The organism is Nocardiopsis sp. iso_186 (genome assembly GCF_056173365.1).
The window spans coordinates 2,967,206-2,984,694 of sequence record NZ_CM149670.1; the positions used below are offsets into that span (position 1 = coordinate 2,967,206).

The following is a 17,489-nucleotide window of genomic DNA, read 5'->3' on the forward strand; positions in this document are numbered from 1 at the left end:
ATGATTCGGGGCAGGCTGGGGCACGGATTGGTCTTTTTTGCAAAATTTTTCACGGAAAGTGTTTTGCTGACCGACCGATTCGGAGCACACCTGCACCTTTACGTCGTAGATTCGTTCACGACGCATCGGCGGCGGAAAAACATGCGGGGCCGGGGAGAGTTCTCCTTCTCCCCGGCCCCGCGCAACGCGTGCGGTCGATCAGCCCTCGAAGTCCATCGCCATGATCGGCGAGCTGGTGGGCTGATCCGAGCCGCCCTCCGGCTCGATGGTCACGGCCACCCCGTTCGCCTCGTCCAGACCGGAGGCGAGCAACGGCTGCGGAATGCCGTCGGAACCGATCGGGACGACACCGCCGGAACGCATGGCGCCGTCGGGGTCGGCCAGCCACAGCTGGTAGTCCTTGCCCTCCAGCGGAGCGAGTCCGCTGGCGGTGAAGACCAGACCCCCCGCGCTCTCGGAGGCGACAACGGTGGCGTGGACCCCGTCGCCGGCGTCGCCGGAGACATAGGTGGCGTCGGAGGCCGCCAGCACCTGGGCGATCGCCTGATCGTGCTGGCGGGCCTGGTCGAGTTGGATCTGCTGGTTGACGGCCACTCCCCCAAGGGCCAGGGCCAGCACCAGACAGGCGGCGAGCGCCAAGAAGGACCATCGTCGGCCCCACCCCCCGGCCGGCGAGGAAAGCTGGATCGGCGCCGGTGCCAACTGCCGCGTGCGCGAGACCTCCGAGAGCACTCGCTCCCGCATGGCGGGCGGCGGCGTCAGAGCTGCGGCTGCGCCCAGCAGGGCGGTGGTCTCACTGAGACCGCGGACTTCTTGAACGCAGGATTCGCACTGGAGGAGGTGCCCCTCGAAGCGATGCAGCTCGTCGCCGCCCAACGCGTTGAGCGCGTAGGCGCCGGCCAGCGTGTGCAGATCCTGGCGGAGCTTTCTGCTCACCACTCCACCCCCAGGCAGTCGCGCAACCGGATGAGTCCGTCGCGCATCCGAGTCTTGATGGTGCCCAGCGGCACCGAAAGAAGATGGGCCACATCACGATAGGTGTAGCCGCCGTAATAAGCGAGTTTGACCGACTGGCGCTGGATGTCGGTCAACGTGTCCAGACATCGGCGCACGCGTTCGCGCTCCAACCGATCGGTGGCCTCCTCTTCGACCTCGTCGTAGGGGAGGGTGGCCTCGGCCGCGGCCGCACGCGCCTCGCGGTCGGTGGACGCCTGCTCGGATCGGACGCGGTCAACGGCGCGGCGGTGCGCCAGCGTCATGATCCACGCCGAAGGGCTGCCCCGGTGCGGGTCGTAGCGGCACGCGGTGCGCCACACCTCGACCAGTACCTCCTGGGCGACCTCCTCGGACTGGGCCGGATCGCGCAAGACCCTGCGCACCAGCCCGTAGACCTGCGGGGTGACCTGGTCGTAGACGGCCTCGAAGGCGCGCTCGTCACCGCGGGCGACTCGGCTGAGGAGCTCGACGAGATCGGGCGCCTGGGGTGCAGCTTCCGCCGGCCCCGGCCCGGGCCACCTCTGTGGGGACTCCTGGTTCATCGTTCTCTTTTCACACGGGGGGACCGGGCGGACCCGGGCGGGCCGCAGGGCCCGCCCGGGGTCAGTCAGCGATGCGCGAGGACTAGCTCGGCATCAGGACCTTGTCGATGATGTAGACGGTGGCGTTCGAGGTCTGGACGTTACCGCACACGACCTTGGCGTCGCCGTTCACGGTGTAGTCCTCGCCGGAGCCCTCGGTGGTGACCTTCTTGCCCTCAAGGGAGGTGAAGTCGCCCTTCTCCAGGTCGGCGGGGGTCTGACGGCCCTCGACGACATGGTAGGTCAGAACCTCGGTCAGCTTCTCCTTGTCGGCCAGGAGCGCGTCCAGGTCCTCCTTGGGGATGGCCTCGAAGGCGGCGTTGGCCGGCGCGAAGACGGTGATGTCCTCGGCGCCGTTCAGGGTGTCGCCCAGGTCGGCCTCGCCCACCGCGGTGACCAGCGTGGACAGCTCGGGGTTGTTGGAGGCGGCGGTGGCCACCGGGTCCTGGGCCATGCCCTCGAAGCTGCCCGGGCCGTCGGCGGGGACGTCGGCACAGGCCGGACCGAACTCGCCCGACGCCATGGAGGTGCCGCCGGTCTCCGCAGGGGAGGACTGGGTGGCGTCGGGGGTGGCCTGGGCGGCGTCGTCGCCTTCGTCCATCGTGCCACCGCCGCAGGCGGTGAGGCCAAGGGCGAGGGCGGCGGCAGCGGAAGCGACGAAGATGCTACGAGTGCTCATTGTGGTCAATCCTTTACTTTGTGTGACTAACTGTGGATGCAAAGGCCGCGTCAGCAGCCTGTTTCTCGGGTCAGGTCACTCGACCATGACCTGTACCGAATGCCACCCCGATGCCCCGTTGGGGATCGGATCGGCGCGTTCGGAGGTCTGTGTGTAACCGCTGGCGTCGGTGGCCCGGACCTGGAGGGTGTGGCGACCGGGTTCGGCCTCCCACTCCCAGATCCACTGACGCCAGGTGTCGATGCCGGGGACCTCGGCGAGTTCCGCCTCGCTCCACTCCCCCTCGTCGGCCCGGACCTCGACCGCCTCGATGCCCGTGTGCTGGGCCCAGGCGACTCCGGCGACCGCGACGTTGCCGGCGGGAAGGCGTTCGAGAGAGCCGGGGACGTCGATGCGCGACATGGTCTTGATCGGCGCCTTGACCGCCCAGCCTCGCTGGGCCCAGTACGCCTCGTCGTCGCCGAAGCGGGTCAGTTTGATGTCGGTGACCCACTTGGTGGCACTGACGAAGCCGTAGAGCCCGGGCACCACCATGCGTACCGGAAAACCGTGTTCCAGCGGGAGCGGCTCGCCGTCCATGGCGAAGGCCAGGAGCGCGTCGCGGCCGTCCATGACGGTCTCGGTGGGCGTACCGCACGTCCACCCGTCCTGGGAGGTGCTGAAGATCTGGTCGGCCCCCGACTGGACACCGGCCTCGGCGAGCAGGTCGCGCAGGCTCACCCCGAGCCAACGGGAGTTGCCCACCAGGTCCCCGCCGACGGTGTTGGACACGCACGTCAGCGTGATGTCGGATTCGACGACCGTGCGGCGGAGCAGGGTGTCGAAGTCGATCTCGATGGGGCGGTCCACCATTCCGTGGATGCGCAGGGTCCAGGTGTCGGGTGCCACGCTGGGAACGGTGAGGGCGGTGTCGATCCGGTAGAAGTCCCGGTTGGGCGTGCTGAACGGCGCCAGCCCGGGAACCTTCATGTCCACCCCCGCCGGAAGCGGGGGCAGCGGGGAGGCCGGAGCGGGCAGCTTCAGGGCGGCCCTGTCGCTGCCCACCGCAGAGGACCGCGCCATGAGCTGCCCCACGAAACCCGTCCCCGCCGCCCCTACGAGGACACCGGCCGAGGCCAGCGTGAAACGTCGGGTCGGTGAGCGTTTGGCGTCGGGCAGGGGCGGCGCGGGAGAGGACTGGTCGGCCGTTGCCTGACCGTCCGGGATGACCGGTTCGGTCCCCTTCCCGGCGCCCGCCTCCATACCCTGCGACCGCGGAAGGGGGGCCAACCGCAGCAGCAGGCCCAGTACGACCATCGCGGCCAAGGCCCCGACGACGACCGGGAGAACAGTGAGCAACTGGGGGTTGCGCCCCACCAGACCGGCGAGCGCCCCCAGGACCGCGAAGGCGGCGACGCCGAGGTAACCCACGATCGGGCGGCGCAGTGCGAGAAAACCGAGAGCGACGGCGAAGAGGGCGAGTACCGCGAAGATCCCGACGATCAACACGATCTTGTCGTAGACGCCGAACGTCGCGATCGCGAACTCCTTGACCGGAGCCGGGCTGTAGTCGACGGCGGCGTCGCCCACGACCACGATCGCGCTGTTCTGCCCCACCAGGGCGGCGACGAGTTCGGCAACCCCGAGGGCGGCCCCGGTGACGGCGACTCCGAGGAGTGCACCGAGAAGCACCCTCTTGGGGGTGCCGACGCCCTCAGGCGTGCTCTGGGTGTCTCTCTTGGTGCTCACAGTGGTTATTCGGGGTGGGTGGGCACAGGGATTGGTGGATTCTGAGATTTTTTTCGAGATCCGCCAAACACTCTTTTGACCAGCGAAAACGCCGCCCACCCGCCGGTCGGGCGGGTGGGCGGCGGTGGTGGCGGGGTCAGACGTGGTCGCGGGGAATGGCGGTGGTGTAGTCCCGGGCGAACACGCGCTCGTCGCCCTCGAAGGCGTCCAGGGTCGCGTGCAGGCGGAACTCGGTGGGGGTGGAGGTCAGAACGGTTCGGGTACGGGTTCTGGCGCTCCAGTCGCCCCGGGAGAAGCCCATGGTCCACACGGTCTCGCCCCGCACCGAGTCGAAGTCGTCGCCGACCCAGCCGTAGTGCTCCTCCGAGCGGCGCTCCACCTCCAGGTCGATGTCCTCGAAGCGGACGGTCCCCAGATCCTTGACGACATCGAGCGACGCACCGTAGTCCACCAGGTCGCGCGAGACGCCCCAGCGCTGTTCACCCGGCAGCAGCTGAGTGGTGCTGATGGGCTCGGTGCCCTCCGGCTCGTCGAAGGGCACCGGGGCGACGTCGTCGTCGGCCGCGGTCGCCCGGGTCGGCAGGGACAGTGCGGTGGACTCGCCCAAAAAGACCCGCATGAGTACCGGCTCGGGCGGGGGCCAGGCCAGCGGCCAGTACGACGTCGAGATCGAGACGCGCATACGGTGACCGGCAGGGAAGGCGTGGGCGACCCCGTTGAGCGGCACCGAGACCCGGTAGCGGCGCCCCGGCTCCAGTTCTCTGGGCTCTTCGTGCCCCTCGGCGTGGGTGAGGTTGAGCAGACCGTAGCTGACCCGGGTCGCCTTGCCGTCGGGCGAGACGTCGGAGAGCCGTACCGCGACCATCGCCACGGGCCGGTTCACCGCCAGTTCCAGGTCCAGCGCGGGTGCGCCGAGGATCTCGTGCGGCTCGGCCAGGGGCTCGCTGTCGAAGACCATGGAGCCACCGTCCTCCTCGCGCTGGTCGTAGGGCAGGTCCGGCGGGGCGTTGTAGGAGCACCACTTGCCCGCGAACTGCCCCACCGACAGTGGGGACTGCACGGTGCGCTCCGCGGGGACGACCTCCTGCTCGGGCTCGGCCAGGACCCCCGCCCCCAGCAGGCGCCGCTCGGTGCTCACGTGCGGGGAGGGCCAGGACGGCTCGCCCACCCAGCGGCCCGGACGCTCCTCGTACGCGGTGGAGGGCGGCATGCTGTCCTGCATCCAGCTGCGCAGCATCGGCTCGTCCATGATGGCGTTGTCCTCGTCCTTGAGCCAGCGGTCCCACCAGCGCACCGCCTGCTGGAGGAATCCGATTGCGGGCCCGGGCTGGCCGAGGTGGGGGTACTTGTGCGACCACGGGCCGATCAGCCCGAGCCGGGGGACATCCAGTCCTTCCATCAGCCGGAAGACGGAGTTGGAGTAGCCGTCGGCCCAGCCGCTGACCGCCATGACCGGGATCTGGATCGCGGAGAGGTCCTCGCAGACCGATCCGTGCTTCCAGTAGTCGTCCCGACGCTGGTGGCGCAGCCAGGTGTCCAGCCACAGTCCGCTGCCGTCCAGCCGCTCGTGCCACATCTCGCGCCACTTCTCCCCCACCACGGCCGGGTCGGGCGGGCAGGAGTTGTAGGCGAACATCGTGGAGGCCCACGAGAGGTTGTCGCCCAGCAGGCAGCCGCCCATGTAGTGGACGTCGTCGGCGTAGCGGTCGTCGGTGGAGGAGGCGGTGATGATCGCGCGCAGGCTCTCGGGCTTGCGCGCGGCGACCTGGAGGGCGTTGAACCCGCCCCAGGAGATGCCCATCATCCCGGTCCGGCCGTCGCACCAGGGCTGTTCGGCGAGCCAGGCCAGGACCTCCTCGGCGTTCACGAGTTCCTGTTCCAGGTACTCGTCGGCCAGCACTCCTTCGGAATTGCCGCTGCCGCGCAGGTCCACCCGGGCACAGGCGTACCCGTGCCCGGCCATGTAGGGGTGGTGCACGGAGTCGCGCTGAGCGGTGAGGTCGCGTTGGCGGTAGGGGATGAACTCCAGGATCGCGGGCACCGGGTCGCCGTCGGAACCGGTGGGGCGCCAGATCCTGGCGGCGAGCCGGGTCCCGTCCTTGAGCGGAATCCACACGTGCTCGTCCTCGCGTACCGCGCTGGGCAGTGACGTCACCGTTCGCATGGTCCTCCTTTGCCTCTCTTCTCTGCGTGTGTTCGCCCCGACACCGGGATGCGGGCCGCCCCGGCCGTAGCCGGGGCGGCCCGCACGGCTCCGGTCAGCGGGGAGCGTCGATCTGGAAGGGCAGCGCCTCGACGCACGACTCGTACGTGCGGTTCAGCCCGGCCTGGTCGGCCGCACCGATGAAGACCTGGGCCAGCTCGTAGCTGTAGCTGTCCTGGGAGGGCAGGTCCGACAGGTTCTCCCCCTCGTGGGCGACGACCTTGATCGTGGTACCCGGATGATCGGCCTCAATGCGTGCGACCTCGTCGGCGGTGGGCACCCGCGAGACGAAGCCGTCCTCGAAGTGGCGCAGGAAGCACTTGCCGGCGACCGCGTACTCACCGCCTCCGTGGGTGAGTTCGGGTTCCTGCCCCAGTGCCAGACGCACCACGCACTCGTGGTTGGGCATGCCGTTGACGAACTCGAAGAGCTTGGCGTGGGACTGGGAGTGGCGCGGGTTGACCTCCAGGAGGGTGATCCGGCCGCTCTCGGAGTTGACGAAGTACTCGATGTTGAAGGTCACCGAGTCCAGGCCCAGGCGGGCGATGACGCGCCGGGAGATCTCGGCGAGGTGGTCGGTGACGTCCTCGGGCAGGCTGGAGGGGTACTGATAGCGCTGGAAGCTGGACGTGCCGGGATAGCACTCGGAGTCGATGACCCCGTAGACGCGGACCTCTCCCTTGTATACGTAGCCCTCGACGGTGACCTGGTCACCGGTGGCCTCCTCCTCGGCCAGGCAGGCCGAGCCACCGGCCTGGGTCACCTTGGCCGGCATCTCCACCTGGTTCATGACGAACTCGAAGGGCTCGCCGACGCGACCCGCACCCTCGTGCACCTCGGCCAGCGCCTCGCGGAACTCGGTGTCGTTGGTCACCCGGAAGGCCAGTTCGGAGGAGAACGCCTTCACCGGCTTGAGCCACAGCGGGTAGTCGAGGTCGTTGGGCTTGCCCTTCGTCCCGGGCTCGATCTCGGCGAAGCCGGGGATCTCGGTGATGACCTCGCGCTGCTCCAGACGGCTCCAGTACTTGTGCTCGCACTTGACCACCGCTTCCAGGGGGGAGGCGGGCAGCCCGTAGCGCTGGCACAGGATGGGGACCATCGAGCTGACGGGGAAGTCCCAGTAGCCGATGATGGCGTCGATGGACCCGTCGAAGGAGTCCAGCCGCTCCTGGGCCTGCGCCAGCAGGGCGGGGATGTCGATGTCCTCGCTGTTCTGAAGCTTTTCCAGGTCCAGCAGGGGGTGGAAACGGTAGTCCGTGAAGTGCGGGAGGGCACTGAGGGTCTCGTGGTTGTGCTCGTCCAGACCTAAGACAAAAATGTTTTCCGACATGGGGGGCCTCTCATGCAGTTGTTGATTTGTCCAACGTCCCCCCAGCGGCTATCCCAAATGGAACGTTTCACTCATTTCACCGAGTCAAGCTCTTCGTTTGTGCAGCTCGGCGCGGAAGCATCGATCGTCGGTGCAGTTCGGACGGTTGACTCCCGCGGACGAGTCCGGGGTGGGGGGACGGCGACGTCCCCCCACCCCGGCATCCGTGTCAACGGTTTTGGCCGTCACCCTTGGCGGCGGACGCGGATCCTTCGCAGCCCCGCCGCCAACGCCGTCCCGTAGACGAGATGGGCCACGAGCAGCGTGGTCGCCCGCCTCGGGTCGTCACGGTGTGCGGGGGGCTGGGCGCCCACCGCCGGGACCCATCCCTCGTACGCCGCCGCCCAGACCGCCAGGGCGTAGGCCGCGCCGGTGAACGGGCGCGGAGGGCGGTTCCCGGTGAACGCACCGAACACGGCTCCCGCCGCCGCGCCGAAGCCGAGGTGGGCGAGAAAGGCTGCGGGGTTCTCCCCTGCCCGGGGGCGGTTCCGACTGCCCTTGGGGAGGAAGACCCGCACCAGGAGTTTGGGGGGCTGACGGCTGATGCTGTTCCCGGACAGCCCCGATTTCATCACGGCACTCATCGGCAGCGTCGCCATCACGCCTGCCACGGCCCCCTGGGCGCTGGCCCTCACCACTCCCATGCTCCGCTCTCCTTTGCGCTGCGCGGGCGTGGGCACTGGTTGCCGGCCTCGCGACGGAGGGGCTACCGAGATCATCACCGGGCAAACCCTGGGGTAAGGCGCCGGTGCAGCCGTTTGCCCGGTGACCGGTTCGGTAGCCGTCCGGCGCCGGTGGCCGCCGCTCGGCCATCGTCCACTTGTCGTGAACCGGCCGATCGGAGACCACCATGCGCGCCGTCATCGTGAACTGCACGCTCACGTCCGCTCACGCCCCCTCCACCACCGAAGCGCTGGCCGAGGTGGTCGCACGTGAAATGCGGGCCGCGGGAGTGGAGGTGGAGTGGGTGCCTGCGGTGGACCGGGCAACACGCCCCGGTGTGGAGAGCGATCTGGGCGAGGGCGACGGGTGGCCGCCGATCCGCGCCCGGTTGTTGTCCTCGGAGATCCTGGTCATGGCCTCCCCGACCTGGCGGGGGCGTCCCTCGTCCGCCGCCCAGCGGGTGTTGGAGCGGATGGGCGCCCTTCTCTCGGAGACCGTCGAGGACGGCACACCGGTGGCCTGCGGCCGGGTGGCCGGCGTGGTGGTCACCGGGAACGAGGGCGGCGCCCACCACGTGATCAGTGAGATCGCCGGAGGGCTGGTGGACGTCGGGTACACGGTCCCGGGCCAGGCGTGGGTCTATTGGAACGCCGGCCCGGGGGCAGGTCCCTCCTATTGCGAGACCGCGCACGGCCACGATTGGGCCGACCACACCGCCCGGACCATGGCGCACAACCTGGTGGCCGCGGCGACCGCACTGTCGGCGGGGCCTGCCCGTCCCGCCGCAGTCGTGAGGACGTTGCGGGCGGGCCGGTTTCGACGGCTCACCCGGCGGGTGTCTCCCCCGGAGCGGGGTACTGGTTGAAACGCCGGCTCGCCCGGTCGTTGAGCGCGGTGAGCAGGCGCGCTCCCCACCGGTCCGCTCTGGGGCCGGCTTCCAGTCCGCTGACGGCGCCCTCTCCACCTGGGCGCGGAAGCATCCGATGGACCGCACGCAGGACCCCCTGGGTCGCCGCGGGGGCAACGCCGTGCGCGACGAGGGCGGTACGCGCCAGCGGGGTGAGCACGAGGTGGTGGCGTCCCGACCGGATGGCCGCCACGGTGCGCCGGGCCGCGCGTTTGGCGTCCGTCAACAGCACGGGCAGGCCGGCTGCCACGGCGAACCAGGCGTACTCCGCACCGGGGTTCCCGGCGAAGGAGGCACGGCGGTGCGAACCGGTGCGCATCAGGCCGGGCACGACGGTGAGCACGCGGATGCCCTCCGCCGCGAGTTCGGCGTCGAGTCCTTCGGAGAGGGCGACCTGGGCCGACTTCGCACAGGCGTAGGGCAGCAGGTGCGGCGGGCTCACCACGCCGCCCACCGAGGTGATGGTGACCAGCGTTCCCCCGTGACGCAGGTGCGGGCGGGCCGCCTGGGCCACGTGCAACGACGCCCAGAACATCGTGCGCATGGCGTTGTCGAAGTCGTCGATGTCCACTGCGTCGAGCGGCGCCGCCTGGATGACGCCGGCATTGTTGACCACGATGTCGAGCTGTCCGAAATGTGCGGCGGCCTCGGCAACGGCAGCGCGTGCCTGGTCGGGGTCGCGCACGTCGCAGGGAAGCCCCAGTGCGCGCGTCCCGCGCACCTCCAGGTCCCGGACCGCCCTCTTCAGTTCGTTCTCGTCGCGGGCGCACACCGCAACCCGGCATCCCTGTGCCCCGAGTTCGCGGGCCAACAGGAGTCCCAGCCCGCGCGAGCCCCCCGTCACCAGGACGACTTTGCCGCGCAGATCGGTCATGCGGTACGCCTTCACGAGCGCGGCCGCCGCTACCGCCGCGGCGCCCACCGCCACTGTCGTCATCCGCATAGCGTTCCCGTCTTCTCTCACGTGTGGTCTCAAGGGGTGCCCATCCGGGGAGCGGGCCGTTGCACGGTTTCGCCTCGCCCGTCGAAGAGGGAGGCGGGGCCGACCCCGCACCGGTCGGTCTCGCCGCTTCGGCCCGCGGGCCACCGGCTCACCGGAAGCGGCCGTTGTCGCGTGCGATGGTCGTGTCCGTCCCGATCGGGCAGGGGCGGCTCAGGCCGACGTGTCGGATGCGGGCGCCCGGCAGGAACGGGGCGGTCGTCCGCGCACCGTTGCGGTCGCCTACGCGGCCGTTTCCTCGCCGGCGCTCGCCCCGGCCAGCGCGGGCTCTTCCAGCGTCTCGTCCCCGTTCTTGCCGATCCACGTGCCGGCGGGGATCGTCATCGGCGACGACCAGTACTCCTGTGCACCGTCGTCGGTGCGCACCAGGTAGGTGTAGGAGCCGCCACCGGCATGCCACGCGTCCACGACGGAGGCGGTTCCCGTGGCAAAGGTGCGCGAGGCGCGCTCCGCGGCGCCGTGCACCCTGGTGCCGCGTCTGTAGGGGTGCTGCGGAAACGGATCGATCATGCTCTCTCTCCCGATGGTGCGGTTCGATCAGTACGCGCCTCGACCTGGCCGTGTTGAGGCATCGTCATGGGTGGAGGCGGACTTCCCCCTAACCGGATTTGGCGCCTCGAATCATCGACGGGGCCGTTTCTCCGGGCGACGGGGCGACGACAACTGCCACCCATCCCACTTTTGCCTAATGTGACCTGCAAAGACTTCGCCCTTGACCGTCGAAGTCCACGGCACGGGATGCCCGGTGGATCGGGCGATCGCGATGCTGTTCGCCCGTTCCGGGCCCGCAGAACGCGGTGCAGGCGGTGACGGGCCGCTTCGCGGAGCGCGCGGCTCGCAGACCGATCCCCCGGCGGAGGCGGCCCTCATCCCGTCCCCCGATGCGTCGGGGACGGAAGAATTACCGGGCCGGCAGGGCCACATCCCTTTAGGGAGCGGGCTTCTCCACGAAGCCGGGCCAACGTGCCCGAGGTCACGCCAAAGGACTGTGACCAGGGGATTACTCGTGGGGGGAGCGTGCGTTGCACGCGGAGTGTCCCCTTCTTGGGGCTCTTCCGCGCCCAGCCGCTCGGCCCATCGGCGCAAATTTCCTTGTCTGTTCTGTGGCTCGTTCACTGTGCCCTTTGGAGTGTCCTGTGTCTTTGACCAGCCTGCGCCTGCGTCTTCCGGTCACCCGCACCACGCGGGGAAACGCCCGCGCCGATCCCGGTGTCCCCACACGATCGGTGGCCCTGCTCGTGTTCGTCCTCGGGCTGCTCTCGGCCACGAGCTCGTTGGCCACCGACCTCTACCTGCCGGCGTTTCCCGACATCGCCGAGGACCTTGGCGCCAGCGAGCCCCAGGTGCAACTGACGCTGACCGCGATCATGATCGGCCTTGCCCTGGGTCAGCTCGTGATCGGTCCCATGAGCGACCGCTGGGGGCGGCGCTGGCCGCTGCTCGTTGGGGTCTCCGCCTTCACCGTGTCGTCACTGGCCTGTGCCTTCGCACCCACCGCGGAATCGTTGAGCGTTCTGCGATTCCTCCAAGGGCTGGCGGGTGCGGCCGGGGCGGTGATCTCGCGTGCGGTGGTGCGCGACACCTTCGAGGGCGAGGACGGCGCACGGTTCTTGTCCCGCCTGGTGCTGCTGGTCGGCCTGGCCCCGATGCTGGGTCCGGTCCTGGGCGGCCAACTGCTGCTACTGGGTTCGTGGCGGCTGATCTTCGTGGTGCTGGCGGTCGCCGGCCTGGTGAGCCTGTTCCTCGTCTTCTTCGCGATGCCCGAGAGCCTTCCGCGCGAGAAGCGCACGCACGGCCAGCAGGGCTCGACCCTGCGGGTCTTCGCCCGTCTGCTGACCTCCCCGGGCTTCATCGGACCGGCACTGACCATGGCGCTCAGCTTCGCCATGACCTTCACCTACATCTCGGCGTTCTCCTTCGTCTCCCAGGACGAGCTGGGCGCCACCCCACAGCAGTTCAGCATCATCTTCGGCGTCAACTCCCTGGGAATGGTCCTGGGGAACCAGTTCAACGCCGCGCTCATCGGCCGGGTGGACACCCCGCGCCGGCTCCTGGCGGGGCTGCTGGGCAGCATCGCAGCGGTGCTGGGCCTGGCCGCGATCACCCTTACCGGGCAGGCGAGCCTGGTCACCGTCACGGCCGTGCTGTTCGTGATGATGTTCTGCACCGGCCTGGTCTCCCCCAATGCCACAAGCCTGGCCATCGCCAGCCAGCCGGCGTCGGTGGCAGGGGCCGGCTCCGCCCTTCTGGGAACCCTTCAGTTCGCCATCGGCGGCGGGTTGGCCGCCACGGCGGGCCACGGCGAAGGGTCGAGCATGTTCAGCATGACGGCGGTCATGCTGGCCACCGCGGTGGGCGCGGCAGTCGTCTTCGTCACGCTCGCCGGGTTCAGCGCTCCGCTGCGCGTGGTGCGGCGCGCCGCACTGGCCGCGCGCCTCGTCGCCGGGCAGGACCAGCGTCAGCGCATGACCGCGACGCTGAGCGGGTTGGACCTGCGGGCCCGCGACGTCCTACAGCGTTGCCACGCCGGCTACGAGGTGGTTCCCTACGTGGGCGCCTTGGGCGCGGGGCAGCGCTACGGTCTAGACGGCGAACTCTTCCCGGTGCCGGTGGAAGGCGTCGGCGCGTGGGACCTCCCCGCCGTGCGGACGCCAGGCGACACGCTGGCCGACGTTGACAGCAACATGCTGGAACTGCGGCGCGCGTGAGCGGGAGGCGACGCGCCCTCAGCCGGCGCCGACCGCGGAGTCGGCGGCCGGCTCCACCGAGAAGTGCAGTTCGCCGTGCTCGGCGTCAACGCGGACCCGGTCCCCGGGATGGATCTCGCCGCTGAGCAGCTTGGCGGAGAGCCGGTTGCCGACGGTGCGCTGGATCGTCCGGGCCAGTGGCCGTGCGCCGAACTCCGGCTGGTGGCCGTTCTCGGCGATCCAGTGCACGGCGGCGTCACTGAACACGATGGCGACGTCCTGGACGCTGAGGCGGTGTTCGACGTCGGTGAGCAGCATCCGGGTGATTCGCACCAACTGCTCCTCCCCCAGCGGGGAGAAGACGATGATCTCGTCGATGCGGTTGAGGAACTCCGGGCGAAACTCCTCGCGCAGTCGGCGCATGACGCGTTGACGGGGTTCGTCCCCCGAACCGCTCTCCCCGAGGAAACCGATGGGGCCGCTGCCCGTGACGAGGTCGGAACCGAGGTTGCTGGTCATGATGACCACGACGTTGCGGAAGTCCACCGTGCGGCCCTGCCCGTCGGTGAGCCTGCCGTCGTCGAGCAGTTGGAGCAGCAGGTTGAAGACGTCGGCGTGCGCCTTCTCGATCTCGTCGAGCAGCAGCACGGCGTAGGGGGTGCGCCGGACCGCCTCGGTCAATTCGCCGGCCTGCTCGTAGCCGACGTATCCGGGCGGCGCCCCCACCAGGCGGCTGGCGGTATGGCGCTCCTGGAACTCGCTCATGTCGAAGCGGACCATACGGTCCTGGGAGCCGAACAGGGCTTCTGCCAGGGCACGTGCCAGCTCGGTCTTCCCCACCCCGGTGGGCCCCAGGAACAGGAAACTGCCGATGGGCCGGTCGGGCGAGGCCAGGCCCGCCCGGGAACGGCGCACCGCTTCGGCAACCGCCTCGACGGCCTCATCCTGGCCGATCACCCGCGTGTGCAGGCGCTCCTCCAGTCGGGTGAGCCGATCACGGTCCTCCTGGGTGAGCTGGGCGACGGGGATGCCCGTGGAACGGGAGACCACGTCGGCGACGTCAAAAACCCCGACCTCGGGTACGCCGGTGGGCCCCTCTGAGCGGGCCTGGCTGATCTTCTCCCTGGTGCGGGCGATCTCGTCGCGGGCCTGTGAGGCGCGCTCGTAGTCCTCGTCACGGACCGCCTGCTCCTTGCGGGTTTCCAGGCCCCGCAGCTCCTGCTCCAGCTCACGCAGGTCCACGCTCGGGGTCTTGGTGCGCAACCGCACCCGGGCTCCGGCCTGGTCAACCAGGTCGATGGCCTTGTCGGGCAGGTAGCGGTCAAAGACGTAGCGGTCGGAGAGCCTGGCCGCGGCCACCAGGCTCTCGTCGCTGAAGCGCACCTGATGGTGGGCCTCGTAGCGGTCGGCCAGGCCCCGCAGGATCTCGATGGTGTCCTCGACGCTGGGCTCGGGAACGAGGATGGGCTGGAAACGGCGCTCCAGCGCCGCGTCCTTCTCGATGTTCTGGCGGTACTCCTCGATGGTCGTGGCGCCGATGACGTGCAGTTCACCGCGGGCCAGCGCCGGTTTGAGCATGTTGCCGGCGCTCACCGCGCCCTCCGCACCGCCCGCACCCACCAGGGTGTGCATCTCGTCGATGAACACCAGGAGTTTGGTGGCGTTGTCGCGGATCTCGGTGATGAGGCCGCGCAGCCTCTCCTCGAAATCGCCGCGGTAGCGGGTACCGGCGACGATGCCGGCAAGGTCGAGTTGGACGAGGCGGCGGCCGTGCAGGGTCTCGGGCACCTGGCCGTTGACGATGCGCTGGGCGATGCCCTCCACGATCGCGGTCTTGCCCACTCCGGGGTCCCCGATGAGGACGGGGTTGTTCTTGCGCCGCCGGGCCAGGACCTCGATGGTCTGTTCGACCTCCTCGTCGCGCCCCACCACGGGATCGAGACGGCCGTCGGCCGCCAGCGCCGTCATGTCGGTGCCGTACTCGTCGAGCGTGGGGGTGGAACTGTCGCCTTGCGCGGGCCCGCCCGCCTCGGTGTTGGGCACGGCGCCCGCGGCCGCGCGCAGTGCGTCGGGAGTGACTCCGGCTCCGCCCAGGATCCGGCCGGTCGGGGAATCCTCGTTGGCGGCCAGGGCGAGCAGCAGGTGCTCAGGGGCGATGTAGGGCCAGCCGAGCGCCCGGGCGACCTGGTGGGCGTCGAGCAGGGTGCGCTTGGCCGCAGGGGTCAGCACGGGGGTGGGCGAAGGGGTGTGCGGAGCGCGTTCGGCCTCGGTCGCGGCCGACTGGGCGAGTTGCTGGGGGTCGGCCCCGGTGCGGGTGACGAGCGCCCGGGCCGGCTCGTGGCGCAGCAGCGCCCACAGCAGGTGGGCGGCGTCCAGGTCGGTGTGGTCGGCCTGGCTGGCGCGGCCGATGGCCTCGGCGACTATCTGCCGAGCGGGCTCGTCCATCAACCGGGACAGGTCCACCCGCCGGGTCGGCCCGCTGGGGCCTCCCCTGCCGAAGAACCGGGCCAGGAACTCCTCGTAGGCCCCTTGGTCGAACTCTCCGCCGGCCGGAAAATCGTGCGTCATCGTCGGCTGCCCTTCGTCGGTGCCATTACGACTTGGCAGCCCGTTGGCACCGATGTCCGGCCACGGGCAGCCGAGCCCGACGGGTCCGGCTACCCGTCCTGTCCGATCACAACCCCGTCCCGGCTGCCCGCCACTGGCGGGAAACCGGGGCCCGGTCAGTTCCCTCGAACGGTGTCGGCGGGCTCTTCCCGGTCCGCGAGATCGCCGGCGCGGGCGCGCAGGCGCGCCCGTTGGGGCACGACCGTGTACTTGGGGTCGGCCGCCGAAGCGGTTCCCGCGCAGAAGACACCGAAGCGCGTGCAGGCGGAACCGGCCAGGAGCGCGGCCCCTGACAACGCGGCGGCCAGGCGGCTGCGGCCGCCCAGGAGCACGGCGCCGGTCGCGCCGGCCACGGTCAGCGTCGTGGCGGCCTTCATGAGCCGTCCCGCCCGGCCTCGGTCGTAGGTCTGCGCGGCCAGCCCCATCCGGGCGCGCATGCGGTAAAGCGCCAGCGTCTCCAGTACCGCTCCGGCCACCGCCGCCCGTCGGGCCGACAACGCCTGGGCCATCGGCGCCGCGAGCATTCCGGCACCCCCTGCGGCTGCGGCCGCCGATCCGACGAAGACAAAAGGCATCTCACGGTAACCGTCGTGCCAGGCGGGCACGGCGGTGTCGCAGATGAGCGGCGCGGTGTAGGCGGCCACCGCTGCCCCGCCCAGGGCCGCCGCCAGGGTGGCCGCGGTGCCGGCCCTGGGCAGGAGGCCGGTGAGGTCGCTGATCGCGGCGGCGCCCGCCAGCGGACCGTAGCCGGCCAGCAGCCACGACCCCACGCTCATGGGGGACGTCGGTTTGAAGACCCGCAGCATGTTGACGAATCGTGCGGGGCGCCCCAGGTCGTGGACCAGGGCGACGACCGAGCCGGAGATGGCGGCCAGCGCGGTGAGTTTCATCGCCGTGGCCAGTGCCGGGCGGCCCGTCACGTGGGCACCGGCGGCGAGTCCGGAGGACGCGCCGGCCAGACCGCCCAGGAACAGGTATCCGGCGATGTCGGATTCGGCCCAAGGGACCTGGTTGAGGACAGGCTTTCCGTAGTAGGAACCGAACTCCGCATCGGGGACCATGAGCTGCTCGCCCCGTCGGCGACGGCGTCGGCCGGGGCGGGTTGCGCCGGTCAGGGCGTCGCGGTCCGGGCGCGCGCCGGTGATTCCGTCTTTGGTGACGTCGGAGGTGCTCATCGTCGCCTCCCTGCGAAGGCCAGCGCCACTCCGGCCAGGAGGGCGGCCGCGGCCACGCCGGCGTGGCGCCACATCGACGCCAGGTCTCGGGTGGTCACGACGGGGTCGGGTGGCAGCCCGTAGACCTCCGGTTCGTCCAGGAGCAGGAAGAAGGCGCCGGTGCCGTCCACACCGTCGTGCGGATCGCGTCCGTACAGGCGCGCCGAGGTGATACCGGCCTCCTGTAGGCGCTCCACCCGGGCGTCGGCGCGCTGGCGCAACTCGTCGAGGTCGCCGTACTGGATGGAGTCGGTGGGGCAGGCCTTGGCGCACGCCGGCTCCATGCCCGCGCCGAGACGGTCGTAGCACATCGTGCACTTCCAGGCGCGCCCGTCGCCCTCGCGCTTGTCGATGACCCCGTAGGGGCAGGCCGGCACGCAGTAGCCGCAGCCGTTGCAGATGTCCTGCTGGACGACAACGGTGTCGAACTCGGTGCGAAACAGGGCACCGGTGGGGCATACGTCCAGGCAGGCGGCACTGGTGCAGTGCTTGCAGACGTCGGAGGACATCAACCAGCGGAACTCGCCCCGTTCCTCTGGTCCGGTGTCGGCGCCGGGTGGTCGCGGCAGGGGCATCCCCAGGTTGACGGTCGTCGTGGTGCGCCCGACCCCGGTCTCCTGGCCCCCCAGTGGCTGCCGCTGCTCGATGAAGGCGACGTGGCGCCAGGTGTCGGCGCCCAGTCCCCCGCTGTTGTCGTAGGACATGGCGGTGAAGTCCAGGCCGTCCTCGGGGACGGCGTTCCACTCCTTGCAGGCGACCTCGCACGCCTTGCATCCGATGCACACGCTGGTGTCGGTGAAGAAACCCTTGCGCGAGGGTTCGCCCCCGGTGCGCGGTTGTTCGTCGAGGGTCATG

The 17,489-nt window shown here is 70.2% G+C and carries 14 protein-coding genes; 2 read left to right on the forward strand and 12 right to left on the reverse strand.

The annotated features are described in order from the left end of the window. Nucleotides 1-198: 198 nt before the first annotated feature. The 7 genes from AC0VYP_RS13160 to AC0VYP_RS13190 all read right to left on the reverse strand — a co-directional run bounded on the left by AC0VYP_RS13160 (nucleotide 199) and on the right by AC0VYP_RS13190 (nucleotide 8,200). Entirely contained in the window at nucleotides 199-936 is a 738-nt protein-coding gene (locus tag AC0VYP_RS13160; protein WP_285759980.1) for an anti-sigma factor, read from the reverse strand. Next, nucleotides 933-1,538, reverse strand: coding sequence for a sigma-70 family RNA polymerase sigma factor (locus AC0VYP_RS13165; protein WP_285759981.1), 606 nt, complete (start codon nucleotides 1,536-1,538; stop codon nucleotides 933-935). The genes AC0VYP_RS13160 and AC0VYP_RS13165 overlap by 4 nt, the downstream gene beginning before the upstream one ends. 82 nt (nucleotides 1,539-1,620) lie before the next feature. Further along, nucleotides 1,621-2,256: a fasciclin domain-containing protein gene (locus AC0VYP_RS13170; RefSeq protein WP_285759982.1), complete on the reverse strand. Its 636-nt coding sequence runs from the start codon at nucleotides 2,254-2,256 to the stop codon at nucleotides 1,621-1,623. A gap of 75 nt (nucleotides 2,257-2,331) precedes the next feature. After that, nucleotides 2,332-3,984, reverse strand: coding sequence for a molybdopterin-dependent oxidoreductase (locus tag AC0VYP_RS13175; RefSeq protein WP_285759983.1), 1,653 nt, complete (start codon nucleotides 3,982-3,984; stop codon nucleotides 2,332-2,334). A gap of 136 nt (nucleotides 3,985-4,120) precedes the next feature. Next, on the reverse strand, nucleotides 4,121-6,148 hold the full coding sequence (locus AC0VYP_RS13180; protein WP_475469877.1) for a CocE/NonD family hydrolase: 2,028 nt from the start codon (nucleotides 6,146-6,148) through the stop codon (nucleotides 4,121-4,123). Between the two features lie 94 nt (nucleotides 6,149-6,242). Further along, nucleotides 6,243-7,517, reverse strand: a complete 1,275-nt coding sequence (locus AC0VYP_RS13185) for an ATP-grasp domain-containing protein (RefSeq protein WP_475469879.1) — start codon at nucleotides 7,515-7,517, stop codon at nucleotides 6,243-6,245. 224 nt (nucleotides 7,518-7,741) lie between these two features. Continuing rightward, nucleotides 7,742-8,200, reverse strand: a complete 459-nt coding sequence (locus tag AC0VYP_RS13190; RefSeq protein ID WP_285759986.1) for a hypothetical protein — start codon at nucleotides 8,198-8,200, stop codon at nucleotides 7,742-7,744. A gap of 206 nt (nucleotides 8,201-8,406) precedes the next feature. Between AC0VYP_RS13190 and AC0VYP_RS13195 the strand changes: the two genes are divergently transcribed. Beyond that, entirely contained in the window at nucleotides 8,407-9,084 is a 678-nt protein-coding gene (locus tag AC0VYP_RS13195; protein ID WP_285759987.1) for a flavodoxin family protein, read from the forward strand. Here AC0VYP_RS13195 and AC0VYP_RS13200 read toward each other — a convergent pair. Both AC0VYP_RS13200 and AC0VYP_RS13205 read right to left on the reverse strand, forming a co-directional pair. Next, nucleotides 9,044-10,069 (reverse strand): SDR family NAD(P)-dependent oxidoreductase, encoded by a 1,026-nt coding sequence (locus tag AC0VYP_RS13200; protein WP_475469881.1) that lies wholly within the window; start codon nucleotides 10,067-10,069, stop codon nucleotides 9,044-9,046. The genes AC0VYP_RS13195 and AC0VYP_RS13200 overlap by 41 nt on opposite strands. A 279-nt stretch (nucleotides 10,070-10,348) precedes the next feature. Then, nucleotides 10,349-10,636, reverse strand: a complete 288-nt coding sequence (locus AC0VYP_RS13205) for a hypothetical protein (protein WP_285759989.1) — start codon at nucleotides 10,634-10,636, stop codon at nucleotides 10,349-10,351. Between the two features lie 626 nt (nucleotides 10,637-11,262). Between AC0VYP_RS13205 and AC0VYP_RS13210 the strand changes: the two genes are divergently transcribed. Continuing rightward, nucleotides 11,263-12,834 carry a multidrug effflux MFS transporter gene (locus AC0VYP_RS13210; protein WP_475469882.1) on the forward strand — a complete coding sequence of 524 codons (1,572 nt, stop codon included), beginning with the start codon at nucleotides 11,263-11,265 and terminating at the stop codon, nucleotides 12,832-12,834. Nucleotides 12,835-12,852: 18 nt separating this feature from the next. On the opposite strand, the gene AC0VYP_RS13215 is transcribed toward AC0VYP_RS13210, so the two are convergent. From AC0VYP_RS13215 to AC0VYP_RS13225, 3 genes are all read right to left on the reverse strand, one after another. Beyond that, nucleotides 12,853-15,381, reverse strand: a complete 2,529-nt coding sequence (locus AC0VYP_RS13215) for an ATP-dependent Clp protease ATP-binding subunit (protein WP_475469884.1) — start codon at nucleotides 15,379-15,381, stop codon at nucleotides 12,853-12,855. A gap of 155 nt (nucleotides 15,382-15,536) precedes the next feature. Continuing rightward, nucleotides 15,537-16,595: an NrfD/PsrC family molybdoenzyme membrane anchor subunit gene (nrfD, locus tag AC0VYP_RS13220; RefSeq protein ID WP_285759991.1), complete on the reverse strand. Its 1,059-nt coding sequence runs from the start codon at nucleotides 16,593-16,595 to the stop codon at nucleotides 15,537-15,539. Next, nucleotides 16,592-17,488, reverse strand: a complete 897-nt coding sequence (locus tag AC0VYP_RS13225; RefSeq protein WP_475469886.1) for a 4Fe-4S dicluster domain-containing protein — start codon at nucleotides 17,486-17,488, stop codon at nucleotides 16,592-16,594. Before AC0VYP_RS13225 ends, nrfD begins: the two co-directional genes overlap by 4 nt. Between the last annotated feature and the right edge of the window lies 1 nt (nucleotide 17,489).

Excerpts from the sequence above, each read along its gene's own strand:
- AC0VYP_RS13185 (WP_475469879.1), bottom strand. The coding sequence starts at position 7,517 with ATGTCGGAAAACATTTTTGTCTTAGGTCTGGACGAGCACAACCACGAG.
- nrfD (WP_285759991.1), bottom strand. The coding sequence starts at position 16,595 with ATGAGCACCTCCGACGTCACCAAAGACGGAATCACCGGCGCGCGCCCG.
- AC0VYP_RS13170 (WP_285759982.1), bottom strand. The coding sequence starts at position 2,256 with ATGAGCACTCGTAGCATCTTCGTCGCTTCCGCTGCCGCCGCCCTCGCC.
- AC0VYP_RS13205 (WP_285759989.1), bottom strand. The coding sequence starts at position 10,636 with ATGATCGATCCGTTTCCGCAGCACCCCTACAGACGCGGCACCAGGGTG.
- AC0VYP_RS13225 (WP_475469886.1), bottom strand. The coding sequence starts at position 17,488 with ATGACCCTCGACGAACAACCGCGCACCGGGGGCGAACCCTCGCGCAAG.
- AC0VYP_RS13215 (WP_475469884.1), bottom strand. The coding sequence starts at position 15,381 with ATGACGCACGATTTTCCGGCCGGCGGAGAGTTCGACCAAGGGGCCTAC.
- AC0VYP_RS13195 (WP_285759987.1), top strand. The coding sequence starts at position 8,407 with ATGCGCGCCGTCATCGTGAACTGCACGCTCACGTCCGCTCACGCCCCC.
- AC0VYP_RS13200 (WP_475469881.1), bottom strand. The coding sequence starts at position 10,069 with ATGCGGATGACGACAGTGGCGGTGGGCGCCGCGGCGGTAGCGGCGGCC.
- AC0VYP_RS13190 (WP_285759986.1), bottom strand. The coding sequence starts at position 8,200 with ATGGGAGTGGTGAGGGCCAGCGCCCAGGGGGCCGTGGCAGGCGTGATG.
- AC0VYP_RS13180 (WP_475469877.1), bottom strand. The coding sequence starts at position 6,148 with ATGCGAACGGTGACGTCACTGCCCAGCGCGGTACGCGAGGACGAGCAC.
- AC0VYP_RS13165 (WP_285759981.1), bottom strand. The coding sequence starts at position 1,538 with ATGAACCAGGAGTCCCCACAGAGGTGGCCCGGGCCGGGGCCGGCGGAA.